Origin of the sequence: Ancylobacter gelatini, from assembly GCF_022601675.1 — a bacterium.
Classification (GTDB): domain Bacteria; phylum Pseudomonadota; class Alphaproteobacteria; order Rhizobiales; family Xanthobacteraceae; genus Ancylobacter; species Ancylobacter gelatini.
This window is the reverse complement of the sequence record NZ_JAKVIL010000014.1, coordinates 84,343-98,726: the sequence shown is the minus strand read 5'-3', so window position 1 is coordinate 98,726 and position 14,384 is coordinate 84,343. Positions and strand designations below refer to the sequence as shown.

Here is a 14,384-nt window from a genome sequence, read left to right as displayed (position 1 = left end):
GATCAACCAGAGGAGCGTCAGCACCGCGTCAGCGGCGCGCCCCGTCGATGGCCGCTTTATAGGACCCTCCATCCCCGTATGTCAACACGACTTTTCAGAAATTCGTCACATCAAACACGCTGTGGACAAGACAGGTCTCGATCCGTCAGAAATCCTGACCAATCAATAGGTTAGGAATTCTGACCCTTTCCGCTACCCGCGCTGCACCGCAAAAATCGGCCCGGGATTCCCGGCCTGCACCACCGCTCGCGAGGCCGTGACCGGACGAAAAAGGCCGGTGCTCCCGCACCGGCCTGTGCCTTCCCGCGCAACGGTTTGCGGTCCTCCAGCCGTCAATGATCCGACAGCACCACCTCATCCGACCATTCGCCCTCGACCTCCTTGACGATGGCCTGACCGCAGATCACGCGGCCTTTCACGGGGTCGAACGTCAGGGTCGGGCTGCCCTGAAGCTGCCAGCCCTTGTTGAGCGCGGCCGAGATCCGCTTGCAGAACGACACATCGTCCGGGCCGGTGAGATAGCGATAGAGCTTCATGATGCTTTCCTCTTGTCAGGCCCGCGCGGCGATGGCGTCGGCGAGCGTCACGGTCTTGCGGGCGATGTCGGCGTGCATGCGCTCGACCATCCGCCCGTTCATCTGCAGAACGCCCTTGCCGGCATTCTCCGGCTGGTCGAACAGCGCGATCAGCTCGCGCGCCCGGGCCACTTCGTCCTCGGGTGGCGTGAAAGCGGCATTGGCGGGCTCAATCTGGCTGGGATGGATCAGTGTCTTGCCATCGAAGCCGAGCTCGACGGCCTGCGCGCATTCGGCCGTGAAGCCGTCAATGTCGCGAAAATCGTTCCACACCGCATCGAGCACGTCGACGCCCCCGGCCCGCGCCGCCAACACGCACTGCGACAGCCAGGCCAGCATCGGCAAGCGGCCGGGGACGATGCGGGTGCGAGTCTCCTTGGACAGGTCGTTGGTGCCGAGCACCAGCACGGCAAGGCGCGATTGCGGATTTCGAGCCGCCATGGCGATCTCCGTGGCGCGCAGCACCGCGATGGGTGTCTCGATCATCGCCCATAGCCGCAGCGAGGGCGCCGCGCCCAGCGCTTCCAGCCGGCGGGAGGCGACAAACAGCACCTCCGGGTCCGACACCTTGGGCAGCAGCAACGCGTCCGGCCCCGCCCCGCTCGCGCTCACCGCGGCGATGGCGGCCAGATCGTCCTCGAACCAGGGCGTATCGACCGCATTGGCGCGGATCACCACCTCGCGCGGCCCAAAGCCGCCCTCGCTCACCGCGCGCGCCGCCCCTTCGCGCGCTTCCGCCTTGGCGTCGGGGGCCACGGCGTCCTCAAGGTCGATGACGATACTGTCGGCGGGCAGCGAGCGGGCCTTTTCGAGTGCGCGGGGATTGGAGCCGGGCATGAACAGCACGGAACGGCGGGGCACGATGGGTGGGGACATGATTCGCTCGGCTAGGTTGGCAAGTGCGCGCCGTGAGCCTATCCGGCTGTGAGCCGGGGTGACAACGCGCGTTCGTTGCCGCATGCCGGCATCAGCAGGCTTTCGGAGCGTGACGGCCATGAGCGTGGCTTTTGACGAAACATATGACGTGGTGATTGTCGGCGGCGCCATCATGGGCGCGATGACGGCCTATTACCTCTCCCGCGATACCGGCTTCACCGGCCGCATCGCGGTGATCGAGCGCGATCCCAATTTCGCGCAGGCCTCCACCACGCTTTCGGCCGCCTCGCTGCGCCAGCAGTTCTCGATACCCGAGAACATCCGCATGTCGCTCCACGGGCTCGACTTCATCCGCAATGTGAAGGCGCATCTGGGCGAGGAGGTCGATCTCGGCTGGCACGAGGGCGGCTACCTCATCCTCGCGAGCGAGGCCGGCCTGCCGATCCTCAAGGCCAATCACGCGGTGCAGAAGGCGGAAGGGGCGGACATCGCCCTGCTCTCGCCGCAGGCGATGACCGCGCGCTTTCCGTGGCTGAATGTGGAAGGGCTTTCGGCCGGCGCCTATGGCCTCTCGGGCGAGGGCTGGTTCGACGCCCATGCTTTGCTGGCCGCGACCCGCGCGGCGGGCAAGCGCCAGGGCGCGACGTTCATCACCGGAGAGGTGACCGCGATCGCACGCGAGGGCGCGCGCATCACCGGTGTCACCCTCGCTGACGGGCGTCGCCTCGGCTGCGGCGTGCTGGTGAATGCCGCCGGGCCGCGCGCCGGGCACGTCGCCGGCATGGCCGGCATCCCCCTTCCCGTCGAGGGCCGCAAGCGCTGCATCTTCGTCCTGCACTGCCGGACCGAACTGCCGAACATGCCGCTGCTGGTCGACCCGACCGGCTTCTGGATCCGCCCGGAAGGCGCCTACCAGATCTGCGGCGCGCCGGAGCCGGAGGAAGACCGCGATCCGGGCGAGGATTTCGAGGTCGACTGGCCGCTCTTCGAGGAGATCACCTGGCCCAATCTCGCCTTCCGCATCCCGGCGATGGAACAGGTCAAGCTGGTGCGCGCCTGGGCCGGGCATTACGAGATGAACCTGCTGGACCATAACGCCGTGATCGGCCCGCACCCGGAGGTCGGGAATTTCTTCTTCATGAACGGCTTTTCCGGCCATGGTCTCCAGCAGGCCCCCGCCGCCGGCCGTGCCATTGCGGAATGGATCGTTCATGGCCGCTCGGTCTCGCTCGATCTCGACGTCTTCGGTTATGAGCGCGTGGCGGCCAACCGGCCCCATGCCGAGTTGAACATCATCTGAGGGGAGCCGGGATGCGCCTTGCCGGTGTCGATGGCTGCAAGGGCGGCTGGGTGGCGGCGATGGCCGGGCCGGATGGCGCCACCCATGCGGAGAGGATCACGCGCCTCGCCGAGCTGTTCGACCGGCCCGGCGCACCCGATCTCGTCGCCATCGACATGCCGATCGGTCTCCCGGCCCGCATCGAGGCCAAGGGCCGTGCGCCGGAGCGGCTGGTGCGTCCGAAGCTCGGCGGCCGGCAGTCGAGCGTGTTCTCGATTCCCTCGCGCGCGGCGGTCGAGGCCGCGCTTGATCCCACCACCCCGGAAGACCAGCGTTATCGGCATGCCTGTTCCGCGTCGCGCGCAACCTCAGAACCGCCGCGCGCCATCTCGCGGCAGGCCTTCCACATCTTCCCGAAGATCGCCGAGCTCGACCATCTGCTGCGCCAGCGCCGCGATCTCATCGGCCGGGTCCACGAATGCCACCCGGAAGTCAGCTTCTGGGCGATGAATGGCGAGAGGCCGCTCGACATCGCCAAGAAGGTGAAGAACGCGCCGCATGAGCCGGGCCTTGTCCTGCGTCGGGAGTTGCTGGCCGCACAGGGCTTTGGGGCGCACCTCATGTCGCGCGCTCATGCCCGCGTGCTGGGGGTCGGCGCCGACGACCTGATCGACGCCTGCGCCGCGCTCTGGACCGCGCGGCGGATCGCCAAGGGCCACGCCCTGCGTTTTCCGGAGGTTGTGGAGAATGACGCCGAAGGGTTGCCGATCTGCATCCAGGCCTAAAATTCCATGTTCTCTCTGCACTTAGCATATCACACAGAATACGTGTGCATTAATTGATTTTGCACGTTCTAAATTCGTGTTATAGGCTCGCCGTTCATTTAATTGGGGGTACAGGGTCGCATGGCTGCGCCTCAACAACAGAAGCTGAAAGTGCATGGCCCCGTCGCCGTCACCGCCAATCGCCTGACGGATGGCGTGGTGGTGTGGCGCACGCCCGATCATGGCTGGTCCGTCGACCTCAACGACGCCGCCGTCGTGACCACGGCGCCGGAAGCCATCGCCCTTCTGGCTGCCGCGCAGCAGAGCGACATCGAGGCCGTCGGTGCCTATGTGGCCCCGGTGCTCCTCGATGACGGCCATGTGCTGCCCGGCAATCTGCGCGAGCGCATCCGCGTGGCCGGCCCCACCTTCGAGCTGCCGCGCTGACATCTATTCCGACGCCGAAAAGAAGCTGCCGCCATGTATGTCTATGATGAATTCGACCGCGCCTTCCTTGCCGAGCGGACCGCGGAGTTCCGCGATCAGGTCGGGCGGCGCCTGTCCGGTGCGCTGAGCGAGGACGAGTTCAAGCCGCTGCGCCTGATGAATGGCGTCTATCTCCAGCTTCACGCCTATATGCTGCGCATCGCCATTCCCTATGGCACGCTCTCGGCCACCCAGCTGCGCCGCATGGCGCATGTCGCTCGCCGCTATGATCGCGGCTATGGCCACTTCACCACCCGCCAGAACATCCAGTTCAACTGGATCAGCCTTCAGGACCTGCCGGACGCCATGGCGTCGCTGGCGGAAGTCGGCGTCCATGGCATTCAAACCTCGGGCAACTGCATCCGCAACGTGACCACCGACCAGTGGGCCGGCGCCACCCCGGAAGAATGCGACGACCCGCGCATCTGGGCGGAAATCCTGCGTCAGTATTCGACCCTGCACCCGGAATTCACCTACCTGCCCCGCAAGTTCAAGATCGCCATCACCGCGGCCGACAAGGACCGCGCGGCGGTGAAGGTGCATGATGTCGGCCTGCGGCTGCATCGCAACGAGGCGGGCGAACTCGGCTTCGAGGTGCTGGTCGGCGGCGGTCTCGGCCGCACGCCGTTTGTCGGCAAGAGCATCCGCAAGTTCCTGCCGGCGCGCCATCTCCTCAGCTATATCGAGGCGATCATGCGCGTCTACAACCAGTTCGGACGGCGCGACAACATCTACAAGGCCCGCATCAAGATCCTGGTGCACGAGATCGGTGCCGAGACCTTCGCCGCGGCGGTCGAGAAGGAATGGGAGGCGATCCGCGACGGCGCGCTGCACCTGTCCGACGAGATCATTGCCGACATCCGCGCCCGCTTCCTCTATCCCGCCTACGAGACGCTTGCCGACCAGCCGGCCGAGCTGACCGAGGCGCTCAAGGACCCGGCCTTCGCCACCTGGCACCGCAATTCGGTGACCACGCACAAGCAGCCGGGCTACGCCATCGTCACCGTGTCGCTGAAGCCGGTCGGCGCACCTCCGGGCGATGCCACCGCCGACCAGATGGAGGTGGTGGCCGACCTCGCCGAGCGCTACGGCTTCAACGAGATCCGCGTCGGCCACGAGCAGAATCTGTGCCTGCCCAACATCGCGCAGAAGGATCTGCCGGCACTGTGGCGCGCGCTGGAGGCGGCGGGCCTCGCCACGCCGAACGTCAACCTCGTCAACGACATCATCGCCTGCCCCGGCCTCGATTATTGCGCGCTGGCCAATGCCCGCGCGATTCCGGTGGCGCAGGAGATCGCCAAGCGTTTCGCCGATCTTGAGAAGGCGCGCGGCGTCGGCCGGCTGCACATCAACATCTCCGGCTGCATCAATGCCTGCGGCCATCATCATGTCGGCCATATCGGCATTCTCGGCGTCGAGAAGAACGGCCAGGAATTCTACCAGATCACGCTCGGCGGCCGGGCGGACGAGCATGCCCAGCTCGGCACTCTGCTCGGGCCTGCCGTGTCCTACGAGCAGGTCCCGGGCCTGATCGAGGACGTGGTGGATACCTATATGGAACTGCGTAGCGGGCCTCAGGAGCTTTTCGTGGATACCGTCGCCCGCCTTGGCATCGAACCCTTCAAGGAGCGCGTCTATGCCGCTCATTGAGAATGGACATCCGGTCGAAGACCGCTTCATCCGCGTCGGCGACGACGAGGCGCTGCCTGATGGCGCGGCCGTACTGATCGGCGTCGACCGCTTCCTGAAGGAGGCCGAGGCGCTGAGGGGCCGTCAGGCTCCGGTCGGCATCATCTGGCCGAACAACCGGCCCATCGGCGAGATCGAGCCCTTTCTCGGTCAGCTGTCGCTGATCGCGCTGGTGTTCCCCAGCTTCCGCGACGGACGCGCCTACAGCCAGGCCCGGCTGCTGCGCGAGCGGCTCGGCTGGAAAGGCCCGCTGCGCGCGATTGGCAACGTGTTGCGCGACCAGTTCCTGCTGATGGCCCGCTCCGGCTTCGACCAGATCGAGCCGGCCAAGGAAGCCGATGCCGCCGCGGTGGATGAAGCGATGGAGACCTATACCGTCTTCTACCAGCCCACCGCCGACGGCCGCCCGAGCCTGCTGCGCCAGCGGCTCGGCCGCGTCGCCGCTCAGGAGTGAGATCATGATCCCCGCCGGGCAAGCCGCCTCGCACGCCGTGTCGCCGGAAAGCGCCCTCCTCCCGCCGAATGGCGACGAGGTGGAAGCGCTGTCGCTCGCGCTTGCCAAGGCCTCGCCCGAGGAGATCATCGCGCAGGCGGTGCGCACCGTGGGGCGCGACAGGCTGTGCCTCGTCTCGTCCTTCGGCACGGAATCGGCGGTGCTGATCGCCTATATGGCGCAGGTTGATCCCTCGATCCCGGTGGTGTTCCTCGATACCGGCTGGCTGTTCGAGGAGACGCTGGCCTATCGCGACACGCTCACCACCCAGCTCGGCCTCACCGATGTCCGCTCCATCCAGCCGGACGCGGAGCGGCTGGCGGAGCGCGATCCCGAGCGCGAGTTGTGGTTCAGCGATCCCGATTCCTGCTGCCTCATCCGCAAGGTCGAGCCGCTGGCGCGCACGCTCAGTGATTTCGATGCGTGGCTGAACGGGCGCAAGCGCTATCAGGGCGGGCTGCGGGCCTTCATCCCGGTGGTGGAGCGCGACGGGCGGCGGTTGAAGTTCAACCCGCTGGCCTCGCTCGACCGCGCCGATGTCGAAGCCGCCCATGCGCGCTTCGCGCTGCCCGATCACCCGCTGGTCGCCAAGGGCTTCTCGTCGGTAGGCTGCATGCCCTGCACCAGCCGCGCGAAACCGGGCGAAGATGCGCGCTCCGGCCGCTGGCAGGGCAAGGCAAAGACCGAATGCGGCATTCACACCATGCTGTCCGGGCAATAGCGCCATCGGCGCGGCTTCCGCTTATCTTCCTGACTTGAAAGCGTTTTTTACGCCGATGTTGGTTGGCGGCGTCTATTTCACATTCCAGAATCGTCCAATAAAACTCTTTTTCTATTGATTTTGTAGTTTATTATTGACCACGCTCGGAATGCGTGAAAACCTCCCCTCAATCCGGCCAGACGCCGTTCCAAGGGAGTTTCCGATGTCCTTCAGTTTCAAGCATGCGGCCGCGGCCGCGCTGATCGCGGCGGTGGCTTTGCCGCTCTTTGCCCCGCTCGCCGCGCAGGCGGCGGATGTGAGCCTGCTCAACGTGTCCTATGACCCGACCCGCGAGCTCTATCAGCAGTACAACAAGCTGTTCGCGCAGAAATTCCAGAAGGACACCGGCAAGACCATCGAGATCAAGGCCTCGCATGGCGGCTCCGGCAAGCAGGCCCGCTCGGTGATTGACGGGCTGGAAGCCGATGTCGTCACCCTCGCGCTGGCCTATGACATCGACGCCATCGCCGATAAGGGCTTCCTCGACAAGGATTGGCAGAAGCGCCTGCCCGACAATTCCTCGCCCTACACCTCGACCATCGTGTTCCTGGTCCGCAAGGGCAATCCCAAGGACATCAAGGACTGGAACGACCTGGTGAAGCCCGGCGTGCAGGTGATCACGCCCAACCCGAAGACCTCGGGCGGCGCGCGCTGGAACTACCTCGCCGCCTATGCCTATGCGCTCAAGCAGAACAATGGCGATGAGGCGAAGGCCAAGGACTTCCTGAAGGCCCTGTTCAAGAACGTGCCTGTGCTCGACACCGGCGCGCGCGGCTCCACAGTCACCTTCACCGAGCGCGGTGTCGGCGACGTGCTGCTGGCCTGGGAGAACGAGGCGTTCCTGTCCAAGAAGGAATTCGGTGACGACAAGTTCGACATCGTGATCCCCTCGCTCTCGATCCTCGCCGAGCCGCCGGTCGCCATCGTCGACAAGAACGTCGACCGCAAGGGCACCCGCGCCGCCGCCGAAGCCTATTTGACCTTCCTCTACTCGAAGGAGGGCCAGAAGCTCGCGGCCGAGAACTTCTACCGCCCGCGCGACGAGGAAGTCGCCCGGCAGTTCGACAAGGTGTTCCCGCAGCTCAATCTCGTCACCATCGACGATCCCGCCCTGGGCGGCTGGCGCAAGGCGCAGGCCACCCACTTCGCGGATGGTGGCGTGTTCGACCAGATCTATTCCAACTGAACCACCCGCTTTCCCGAGGCGCCTCTTCCTGAGCGAGCCCACCTTGCGCCGGACCTTGCCTGAGGTCCGGCGCGCCTGTCTTCCCAGCGCCGGAGCACGATCTTGGCCGAGAGCTACCTGCCCGTCTCCCATCTTCCGACCGCCGCCCCGCGGCAGAAGAGCGTGATCCCGGGCTTCGGCCTCACGCTCGGCCTCACCGTGCTCTGGCTCTCGCTGGTGGTGCTGATCCCGCTGGCCGCGCTGTTTCTGAAGACAGCGGAGCTGCCGCTGGATCGCCTCGTCGCCATCCTCACCGCCCCACGCACGCTGAACGCGCTGAAGATCTCCTTCGGCCTCTCGCTGGTCGCCGCCGGCGTCAACCTCGTCTTCGGCGCGGTCGTGGTGTGGGCGCTGGTGCGCTATGACTTTCCCGGACGGCGCGTGCTGGACGCGCTGATCGACATCCCCTTCGCCCTGCCCACGGCCGTCGCCGGCATCGCGCTCACCACGCTTTACGCGGAAAATGGCTGGATCGGGTCCTGGCTGGCCCCGCTCGGCATCAAGGTCGCCTTCACCCCGCTCGGCATCCTCATAGCGCTGATCTTCATCGGCCTGCCCTTCGTGGTGCGCACGGTGCAACCGGTGCTGGAAGACCTCGACCATGAGCTGGAGGAGGCCGCCGCCACGCTCGGCGCCGGGCGCTGGACCACCATCCGCCGCGTGGTGCTGCCCGCGGTGCTGCCGGCCTTCCTCACCGGCTTCGCCCTCGCCTTCGCCCGCGCGGTCGGCGAATACGGATCGGTGATCTTCATCGCCGGCAATTTGCCGAACGTCTCCGAGATCGCGCCGCTGCTGATCGTGATCCGGCTGGAGGAGTTCCGCTACGCCGACGCCACCGCCATCGCCGCGACCATGCTGGTCGCCGCCTTCGCTCTGCTCTTCGTCATCAACGGCCTGCAGCGCTGGCAGGAAAACCGCACCGGGAGGCTGAAATGAGCGATCCCTCGATCCGTTCCGAGCCGACTGCTGTCAAATGGGCGATCATCGGCGCCGCCGCGCTGATCGTCGCCCTGCTGGTGATCCTGCCGCTGATCAACGTATTCGCGCAGGCGTTCTCCAAGGGCTGGGAGGCCTACGCCGCCGCGCTGGTCGACCCCGACGCGCTGGCGGCGATCGAGCTGACGCTTATCGTCACCGTGATCTCGGTCGCCGCGAACACGGCGATGGGGCTGGTCATGGCCTGGGCCATCACCAAGTTCGCCTTCCCCGGCAAGAGCTTCCTGATCACCTTGATCGACCTGCCTTTTTCGGTCTCGCCGGTGGTGGCCGGCCTCGCCTTCGTGCTGCTGTTCGGCGCGCAGGGCTATTTTGGCCCGTGGCTGATCGACAATGGCTGGAAGATCATCTTCGCCTGGCCCGGCATCACGCTGGCGACCATCTTCGTCACCTTCCCCTTCGTGGCGCGCGAGCTGATCCCGCTGATGCAGGAACAGGGCACGACGGAGGAGGAGGCGGCGGTGACGCTGGGCGCCGGCGGCTGGACCGTGTTCCGCCGGGTGACATTGCCCAACATCAAATGGGCGCTGCTCTATGGCGTGCTGCTGTGCAACGCCCGCGCCATGGGCGAGTTCGGCGCGGTGTCGGTGGTCTCCGGCCATGTGCGCGGCGAAACCAACACCATCCCGCTCCAGGTCGAGATCCTCTACAACGAGTACCAGTTCCAGGCGTCTTTCGCGGTCGCCTCGCTGCTGGCCTTCCTCGCCATCGTCACCCTGCTGGCGAAGTCCCTGCTGGAGGCCCGGCTCGGCGGCCACCAGCGCTGAGCGGGCGACCTCAGAACAGGTAGATCGCCGCGATGAACCCGCCGACCACCAGCACGGCGAACAGCGCGGTGACGAGGCCCAGCCGCTCCTCGATGAAGGTGCGGGCCGAGGGGCCGATCCAGTACAGCAGACCGGCCACCAGGAAGAAGCGCAGGCCGCGCGTGATCACCGACAGCACGATGAACCAGAACAGGCTGTAATGGGCGAAGCCCGAGGTGATGGTCACCACCTTGTAGGGGATCGGGGTCAGGCCCTTGATCAGGATGATCCAGTGCCCGTACTCGGCATAGGCCTGCGAGAAGGCTTCCACCTTGTCGCCATAGCCATAGAGCTGGATCAGGAACAGGCCCACCGATTCATAGAGCAGCGCGCCGATGGCGTAGCCGAACAGGCCGCCCACCACCGAGGCCATGGTGCAGACCAGCGCGTACCACCACGCCTTCTTCGGCTGCGCCACGCACATCGGCACCAGCATCACATCCGGCGGCACCGGGAAAAACGAGCTTTCCGCGAAAGAGACGCCAGCCAGCGCCCAGGTGGCCTGGGGGCGTTCGGCGAGGTTGATGACCCAGTCATAGAGGCGGCGCAGCATGATGATCCGAAACTGAAAAGGTTGCGATGAAACGGAGGATCGAAAAAACGCGTCGTGGAACTGGCGGCGATGCCGGTCAGCCCCGCCCGCGCCGGGCGATGACGGCATCCTCGCCGGCATGTTCACCGGCAAGCCCGCGCAGCAGCGGCGGCACGCCGGCGGCATAATCCGTGCGCTTGGCCGCGCCCGCGCCGCGCTTGGGCAGTTTCTCGGCGAGGCCCAGCAATTGCTCGCGCCGGCGCATCTCGGCCCAGACGTCCTCCGGCTGGATGCCGAGTTCCGCCCACAGCACGACCAGATTGTAGAAAAGGTCGGCGCTTTCGCTCACCACGGCGGGGGCATTGCCGGTCACGCCGTCCAGCGCCACCTCGACCCCCTCCTCCGCCACCTTCTTGGAGATGAAGGCGCGGCCCTTCGCGAACAGGCGCACGGTGCGCGGGGAGGCACCGGAGCCTTTGCGCGCGGCGAGGACAGCCTCGTGAAGACGGCGAATCGAATCACTCATGTCTTAACCTTAAGGCGAATTCGATGAACGGCATGTGGCGAATGCAGCCGGCAGGCGAACTACAAGCAAAATTCAGGCCTTGCGCGGAGATAGCCGCCCCCGGCACAGCAGGGAATCCGCTGCGGTAGCGCCGCTGTGAACGCGATGCGGGGCTTGCCGGGCCAGTTGCGTTTTGATCCCGGCGGTCGATCGGGTTATTGAAAAGGAATACCGGCCTGCGCGGTCGAAGCCCTCGTCAATGGATGAATTCGCCTCCGGCGGATGCTGAGAACGGATGACAGAGACGTGTCGAGCTTTCCCCGTTTCCCTTCGCTGAAATGCATCATGGCGCTTGTCGGCATTCTCGCCGCCTTCGCGCCGGCACTGGCGCGCGCCACGCCCTCGCTGGTGATCGAGGTGGATAGCGGGAAAGTCCTGCTCGCCGAGGAAGCCACCAAGCCGTGGTATCCGGCCTCGGTCTCCAAGCTGATGACCGCCTACGTCACCTTCCGCGCCATCCGCGCCGGGCGGGTGACGGCACAGACGCTGGTCACGGTGAGTGACAATGCCGTGGCCCAGCAGCCCTCCAAGATGGGCTTCAAGGCCGGCACCCAGGTCACCATCGACAACGCGCTCAAGATGATGCTGGTGAAGTCGGCCAACGATATCGCCGTGGTGCTGGCCGAGGGCGTGGGCGGCTCGCTGCCGGGCTTCGTCAACGAGATGAACCAGGCCGCGCGCGATCTCGGCATGACCGGCACCCATTACGCCAATCCCAACGGGCTGCCCGATCCCGCGCAGATCACCACCGCGCGCGATCTCGCCGTGCTGGCGCGGGCGATCATGATCGAGTTCCCCGAATATGAGGAACTGTTCCGCATTCCGGCCATCAAGCTCGGCAATGGGGTGATCCGCAACTACAACAAGCTGATCGACCGTTATCCCGGCGCGGACGGCATGAAGACCGGCTTCATCTGTGCCTCCGGCTTCAATCTGGTCGCCAGCGCCAAGCGCGGCGACAAGCGCGTCCTGGTCGTGGTGCTCGGCACCAATTCCGGCAAGGAGCGCACCGAACAGGCCGCGCTGCTGCTGGAAAAGGGATTCAATCATTCCTGGAGCGTGTTCGCCGCCGCCGCGCCCACGGTGGATTCGCTGCGCAACGAAGGCGGCGCCCCGCCGGACATGCGGGCCCAGGTCTGCGGCGGCAAGCGCAAGAACACCGCCTCGGAAGCCGATGACGACAGCGGCCCGGCACCGACGGGTTTCGTCGCCGCGGGCATGGGCGATCTCGGCGGCGCGGTCACCGGCGCAAGCCTGCTGGTAAAGCTGCCGCCCTCCATGCCGCCGGTCCCGGTCTGGGTCGGCCCGGTGCCGAGCCAGGCGGCGCTGGATGCCGCCTACCCTCCGCCGCCGGCCAAGAAGCAGGACACCAAGAAGTCCTCCGCCAAGGATAAGCCGAAAGCGCCGGCCACTGCCGCCGCCGGCGCGCCGAAACCGCCGGTGAGACCGCCCGTCAAGCCGGCCCAGAAGCCCGCGCCGAAGCCGGCCGCCGCCTACGCGCCCGTGCCCCTTCCGCCGCCGACCCCCTGAGCCTATCTAGCGGAGAGCCCCGCGCGATCCCGCGAGGGCGCGTACAGGACGACCGCCTTCATGACCGATGAGCCGCGCCGGCGCCAGCCGGACCCGATCCCCGTCACCCTGCTGACCGGCTTCCTCGGGGCGGGCAAGACCACGCTGCTCAACCGCCTGCTGAGCGATCCCGGCCTTGCCGATACCGCCGTATTGATCAACGAGTTCGGCGAGATCGGCCTTGATCACCTGCTGGTGCAGCATTTCGACGATGCCACCGTGCTGCTCGCCTCCGGGTGCCTGTGCTGCACCGTGCGCGGCGATCTGGTGGAGGGGCTGGAGCACCTGCTGCGCCGCATGGATAATGGCGTCATTCCGCCATTTCACCGGGTGATGATCGAGACCACCGGCCTCGCCGATCCGGCCCCGATCCTGCACGTCCTGATGATGCATCCCTATCTGGTGATGCGCTTCCGGCTCGACGGCGTGGTCACGGTGGTCGATGCCGTCAACGGCACGGCGACGCTGGACGCACACCCCGAAGCAGTGCGCCAGGCCGCCATTGCCGACCGCATCGTGCTCACCAAGACCGACCTGCTCGACACCGAGGAGCGCCGGGCCGGTTTCGATGCCCTGCTCGCGCGGCTCGGCACGCTCGCGCCCGGAGCACGGCGGCTCGATGCGGCCAAGGGCGAGGCGACACCCGACGCGCTGCTCAATGCCGGCCTGTTCGATCCGTCCACGAAGATTCCCGACGTCGCGCGCTGGCTCTCCGCCGAGGCGGTCGATGCGGCGGAGGCGGCCGCGCGCGGCCATTCCCACGAAGCCAACCGCCATGACGACCGCATCCGCGCCTTCACGGTCGCGACCGAAGCGCCGGTGTCGGCGGCGGCGATCGACATGTTCCTGGAACTGGTGCGCGGCACGCATGGCCCCAAGCTGTTGCGGCTCAAAGGCATAGTGAAGCTGGCGGAAGACCCCGAGCATCCGCTGGTGCTCCACGGCGTGCAACATGTGCTGCATCCCCCGAGCCAGCTTCCCGCCTGGCCGGACGACGACCGGCGCACCCGTCTGGTCATGATCGTGCGGGATGTCGAGCCGGCCGTGATCCGCCGGCTGTTCGACGCCTTCATGGGGCTGCCGGCGCTCGACCAGCCGGATGGCAAGGCGCTGACCGACAATCCGCTGGCGCCGGCCACGCTGCGGCGATGACGCGCGCTACTGCCCGCCGGGCATCGGCGCGCCGCCGAAGGTGACGGTCGTGTCGCCACCGGCGGGCGAAGCGGGCTGGGCGGGGGCTTGCGTGCGCGGGTCGGGAACCGCCAGCACCATGGCCCAGTAGACCTTGTACTTGCTGCGCGGCGCCGGCACGGCGGCGATGCCCATCAGCGTCGCGCCGGGCAGCAGCATGTTCTTGTTGTGCGAAGGGGAATCGCGCCAGCCCGAGAACGCCTCGGCAAGGGTGTGGTAGCCCGCCCCGACATTTTCCACCGCCTTCAGCCCGCGGAAGCCGGCGCCCTTGAGCCGGGCGTTGAAGCTGCGCCCACCCACGGAATGGGACAGTTCGTCGGCCGCCGCCATCGCCTTCGCCTGCCGCTCGGCCACGCTCATCAGCACCGGATCGATCGTGACCGCCGTGAGCCCCTTGCCCCGCCGATAGTCGCTCACCAGCGAAGCCGCAGCCGCAGGGTCCAGCGTGCCGCCCTTGGACATGTCCGCATAGAAGGTCTCGTTGACCGGCACCTCCGACGGCGCGCTGGCGCAACCCGAGACGAGGGCGGCCAGCAGAAACGCGCCGGCGAGATGCATGAGGGGAAGTCGAGACATCA

16 protein-coding genes are annotated in these 14,384 nt (G+C 66.7%); 11 read left to right on the top strand and 5 right to left on the bottom strand.

The genetic code is table 11. From position 1 onward, the window contains the following. Positions 1-332: 332 nt before the first annotated feature. A complete protein-coding gene (locus MKI84_RS19865; RefSeq protein ID WP_241621998.1) occupies positions 333-536 on the bottom strand; it encodes a DUF1737 domain-containing protein in 204 nt (67 codons plus the stop codon). A gap of 15 nt (positions 537-551) precedes the next feature. Then, on the bottom strand, positions 552-1,451 hold the full coding sequence (locus tag MKI84_RS19860) for an HpcH/HpaI aldolase/citrate lyase family protein (RefSeq protein WP_241621997.1): 900 nt from the start codon (positions 1,449-1,451) through the stop codon (positions 552-554). 118 nt (positions 1,452-1,569) lie between these two features. Between MKI84_RS19860 and MKI84_RS19855 the strand changes: the two genes are divergently transcribed. The 9 genes from MKI84_RS19855 to cysW all read left to right on the top strand — a co-directional run bounded on the left by MKI84_RS19855 (position 1,570) and on the right by cysW (position 9,910). Further along, entirely contained in the window at positions 1,570-2,751 is a 1,182-nt protein-coding gene (locus MKI84_RS19855) for an NAD(P)/FAD-dependent oxidoreductase (RefSeq protein ID WP_241621996.1), read from the top strand. Between the two features lie 11 nt (positions 2,752-2,762). Further along, the gene (locus tag MKI84_RS19850; RefSeq protein WP_241621995.1) at positions 2,763-3,515 is read left to right on the top strand and encodes a DUF429 domain-containing protein; all 753 of its coding nucleotides are present in this window, start codon (positions 2,763-2,765) and stop codon (positions 3,513-3,515) included. A 120-nt stretch (positions 3,516-3,635) separates the two neighbouring features. Beyond that, positions 3,636-3,941, top strand: coding sequence for a DUF2849 domain-containing protein (locus MKI84_RS19845; RefSeq protein WP_241621994.1), 306 nt, complete (start codon positions 3,636-3,638; stop codon positions 3,939-3,941). Positions 3,942-3,974: 33 nt separating this feature from the next. After that, complete coding sequence (locus MKI84_RS19840) at positions 3,975-5,630, top strand: nitrite/sulfite reductase (protein ID WP_241621993.1); 1,656 nt, start codon at positions 3,975-3,977, stop codon at positions 5,628-5,630. Continuing rightward, positions 5,617-6,123 carry a DUF934 domain-containing protein gene (locus tag MKI84_RS19835; RefSeq protein WP_241621992.1) on the top strand — a complete coding sequence of 169 codons (507 nt, stop codon included), beginning with the start codon at positions 5,617-5,619 and terminating at the stop codon, positions 6,121-6,123. The genes MKI84_RS19840 and MKI84_RS19835 overlap by 14 nt, the downstream gene beginning before the upstream one ends. 4 nt (positions 6,124-6,127) lie before the next feature. Further along, positions 6,128-6,883 (top strand): phosphoadenylyl-sulfate reductase, encoded by a 756-nt coding sequence (locus MKI84_RS19830; protein WP_241621991.1) that lies wholly within the window; start codon positions 6,128-6,130, stop codon positions 6,881-6,883. A 202-nt stretch (positions 6,884-7,085) separates the two neighbouring features. Beyond that, complete coding sequence (locus MKI84_RS19825) at positions 7,086-8,108, top strand: sulfate ABC transporter substrate-binding protein (RefSeq protein ID WP_241621990.1); 1,023 nt, start codon at positions 7,086-7,088, stop codon at positions 8,106-8,108. Positions 8,109-8,210: 102 nt separating this feature from the next. Then, a complete protein-coding gene (gene cysT, locus MKI84_RS19820) occupies positions 8,211-9,083 on the top strand; it encodes a sulfate ABC transporter permease subunit CysT (RefSeq protein ID WP_241621989.1) in 873 nt (290 codons plus the stop codon). Next, positions 9,080-9,910: a sulfate ABC transporter permease subunit CysW gene (gene cysW, locus MKI84_RS19815; protein ID WP_241621988.1), complete on the top strand. Its 831-nt coding sequence runs from the start codon at positions 9,080-9,082 to the stop codon at positions 9,908-9,910. The genes cysT and cysW overlap by 4 nt, the downstream gene beginning before the upstream one ends. Positions 9,911-9,920: 10 nt before the next feature. Here cysW and MKI84_RS19810 read toward each other — a convergent pair whose 3' ends face one another. Together MKI84_RS19810 and hisE are read right to left on the bottom strand one after the other, a co-directional pair. Next, positions 9,921-10,502 carry a YqaA family protein gene (locus MKI84_RS19810; RefSeq protein ID WP_241621987.1) on the bottom strand — a complete coding sequence of 194 codons (582 nt, stop codon included), beginning with the start codon at positions 10,500-10,502 and terminating at the stop codon, positions 9,921-9,923. A 76-nt stretch (positions 10,503-10,578) separates the two neighbouring features. Further along, a complete protein-coding gene (gene hisE / locus MKI84_RS19805; protein WP_241621986.1) occupies positions 10,579-11,007 on the bottom strand; it encodes a phosphoribosyl-ATP diphosphatase in 429 nt (142 codons plus the stop codon). 285 nt (positions 11,008-11,292) lie between these two features. Here hisE and MKI84_RS19800 point away from each other — a divergent pair, with 285 nt between their 5' ends. Together MKI84_RS19800 and MKI84_RS19795 are read left to right on the top strand one after the other, a co-directional pair. Then, a complete protein-coding gene (locus tag MKI84_RS19800) occupies positions 11,293-12,576 on the top strand; it encodes a D-alanyl-D-alanine carboxypeptidase family protein (RefSeq protein WP_241621985.1) in 1,284 nt (427 codons plus the stop codon). 60 nt (positions 12,577-12,636) lie between these two features. Continuing rightward, complete coding sequence (locus MKI84_RS19795) at positions 12,637-13,767, top strand: CobW family GTP-binding protein (RefSeq protein ID WP_241621984.1); 1,131 nt, start codon at positions 12,637-12,639, stop codon at positions 13,765-13,767. 6 nt (positions 13,768-13,773) lie between these two features. Here MKI84_RS19795 and MKI84_RS19790 read toward each other — a convergent pair whose 3' ends face one another. Further along, the gene (locus tag MKI84_RS19790) at positions 13,774-14,382 is read right to left on the bottom strand and encodes a CAP domain-containing protein (protein ID WP_241621983.1); all 609 of its coding nucleotides are present in this window, start codon (positions 14,380-14,382) and stop codon (positions 13,774-13,776) included. Between the last annotated feature and the right edge of the window lie 2 nt (positions 14,383-14,384).

Bases quoted from the DNA above. Each gene is read 5' to 3' on its own strand.
- MKI84_RS19865 (WP_241621998.1), bottom strand. From the start codon at position 536: ATGAAGCTCTATCGCTATCTCACCGGCCCGGACGATGTGTCGTTCTGC.
- MKI84_RS19860 (WP_241621997.1), bottom strand. From the start codon at position 1,451: ATGTCCCCACCCATCGTGCCCCGCCGTTCCGTGCTGTTCATGCCCGGC.
- MKI84_RS19855 (WP_241621996.1), top strand. From the start codon at position 1,570: ATGAGCGTGGCTTTTGACGAAACATATGACGTGGTGATTGTCGGCGGC.
- MKI84_RS19850 (WP_241621995.1), top strand. From the start codon at position 2,763: ATGCGCCTTGCCGGTGTCGATGGCTGCAAGGGCGGCTGGGTGGCGGCG.
- MKI84_RS19845 (WP_241621994.1), top strand. From the start codon at position 3,636: ATGGCTGCGCCTCAACAACAGAAGCTGAAAGTGCATGGCCCCGTCGCC.
- MKI84_RS19840 (WP_241621993.1), top strand. From the start codon at position 3,975: ATGTATGTCTATGATGAATTCGACCGCGCCTTCCTTGCCGAGCGGACC.
- MKI84_RS19835 (WP_241621992.1), top strand. From the start codon at position 5,617: ATGCCGCTCATTGAGAATGGACATCCGGTCGAAGACCGCTTCATCCGC.
- MKI84_RS19830 (WP_241621991.1), top strand. From the start codon at position 6,128: ATGATCCCCGCCGGGCAAGCCGCCTCGCACGCCGTGTCGCCGGAAAGC.
- MKI84_RS19825 (WP_241621990.1), top strand. From the start codon at position 7,086: ATGTCCTTCAGTTTCAAGCATGCGGCCGCGGCCGCGCTGATCGCGGCG.
- cysW (WP_241621988.1), top strand. From the start codon at position 9,080: ATGAGCGATCCCTCGATCCGTTCCGAGCCGACTGCTGTCAAATGGGCG.
- MKI84_RS19810 (WP_241621987.1), bottom strand. From the start codon at position 10,502: ATGCTGCGCCGCCTCTATGACTGGGTCATCAACCTCGCCGAACGCCCC.
- hisE (WP_241621986.1), bottom strand. From the start codon at position 11,007: ATGAGTGATTCGATTCGCCGTCTTCACGAGGCTGTCCTCGCCGCGCGC.
- MKI84_RS19795 (WP_241621984.1), top strand. From the start codon at position 12,637: ATGACCGATGAGCCGCGCCGGCGCCAGCCGGACCCGATCCCCGTCACC.
- MKI84_RS19790 (WP_241621983.1), bottom strand. From the start codon at position 14,382: ATGTCTCGACTTCCCCTCATGCATCTCGCCGGCGCGTTTCTGCTGGCC.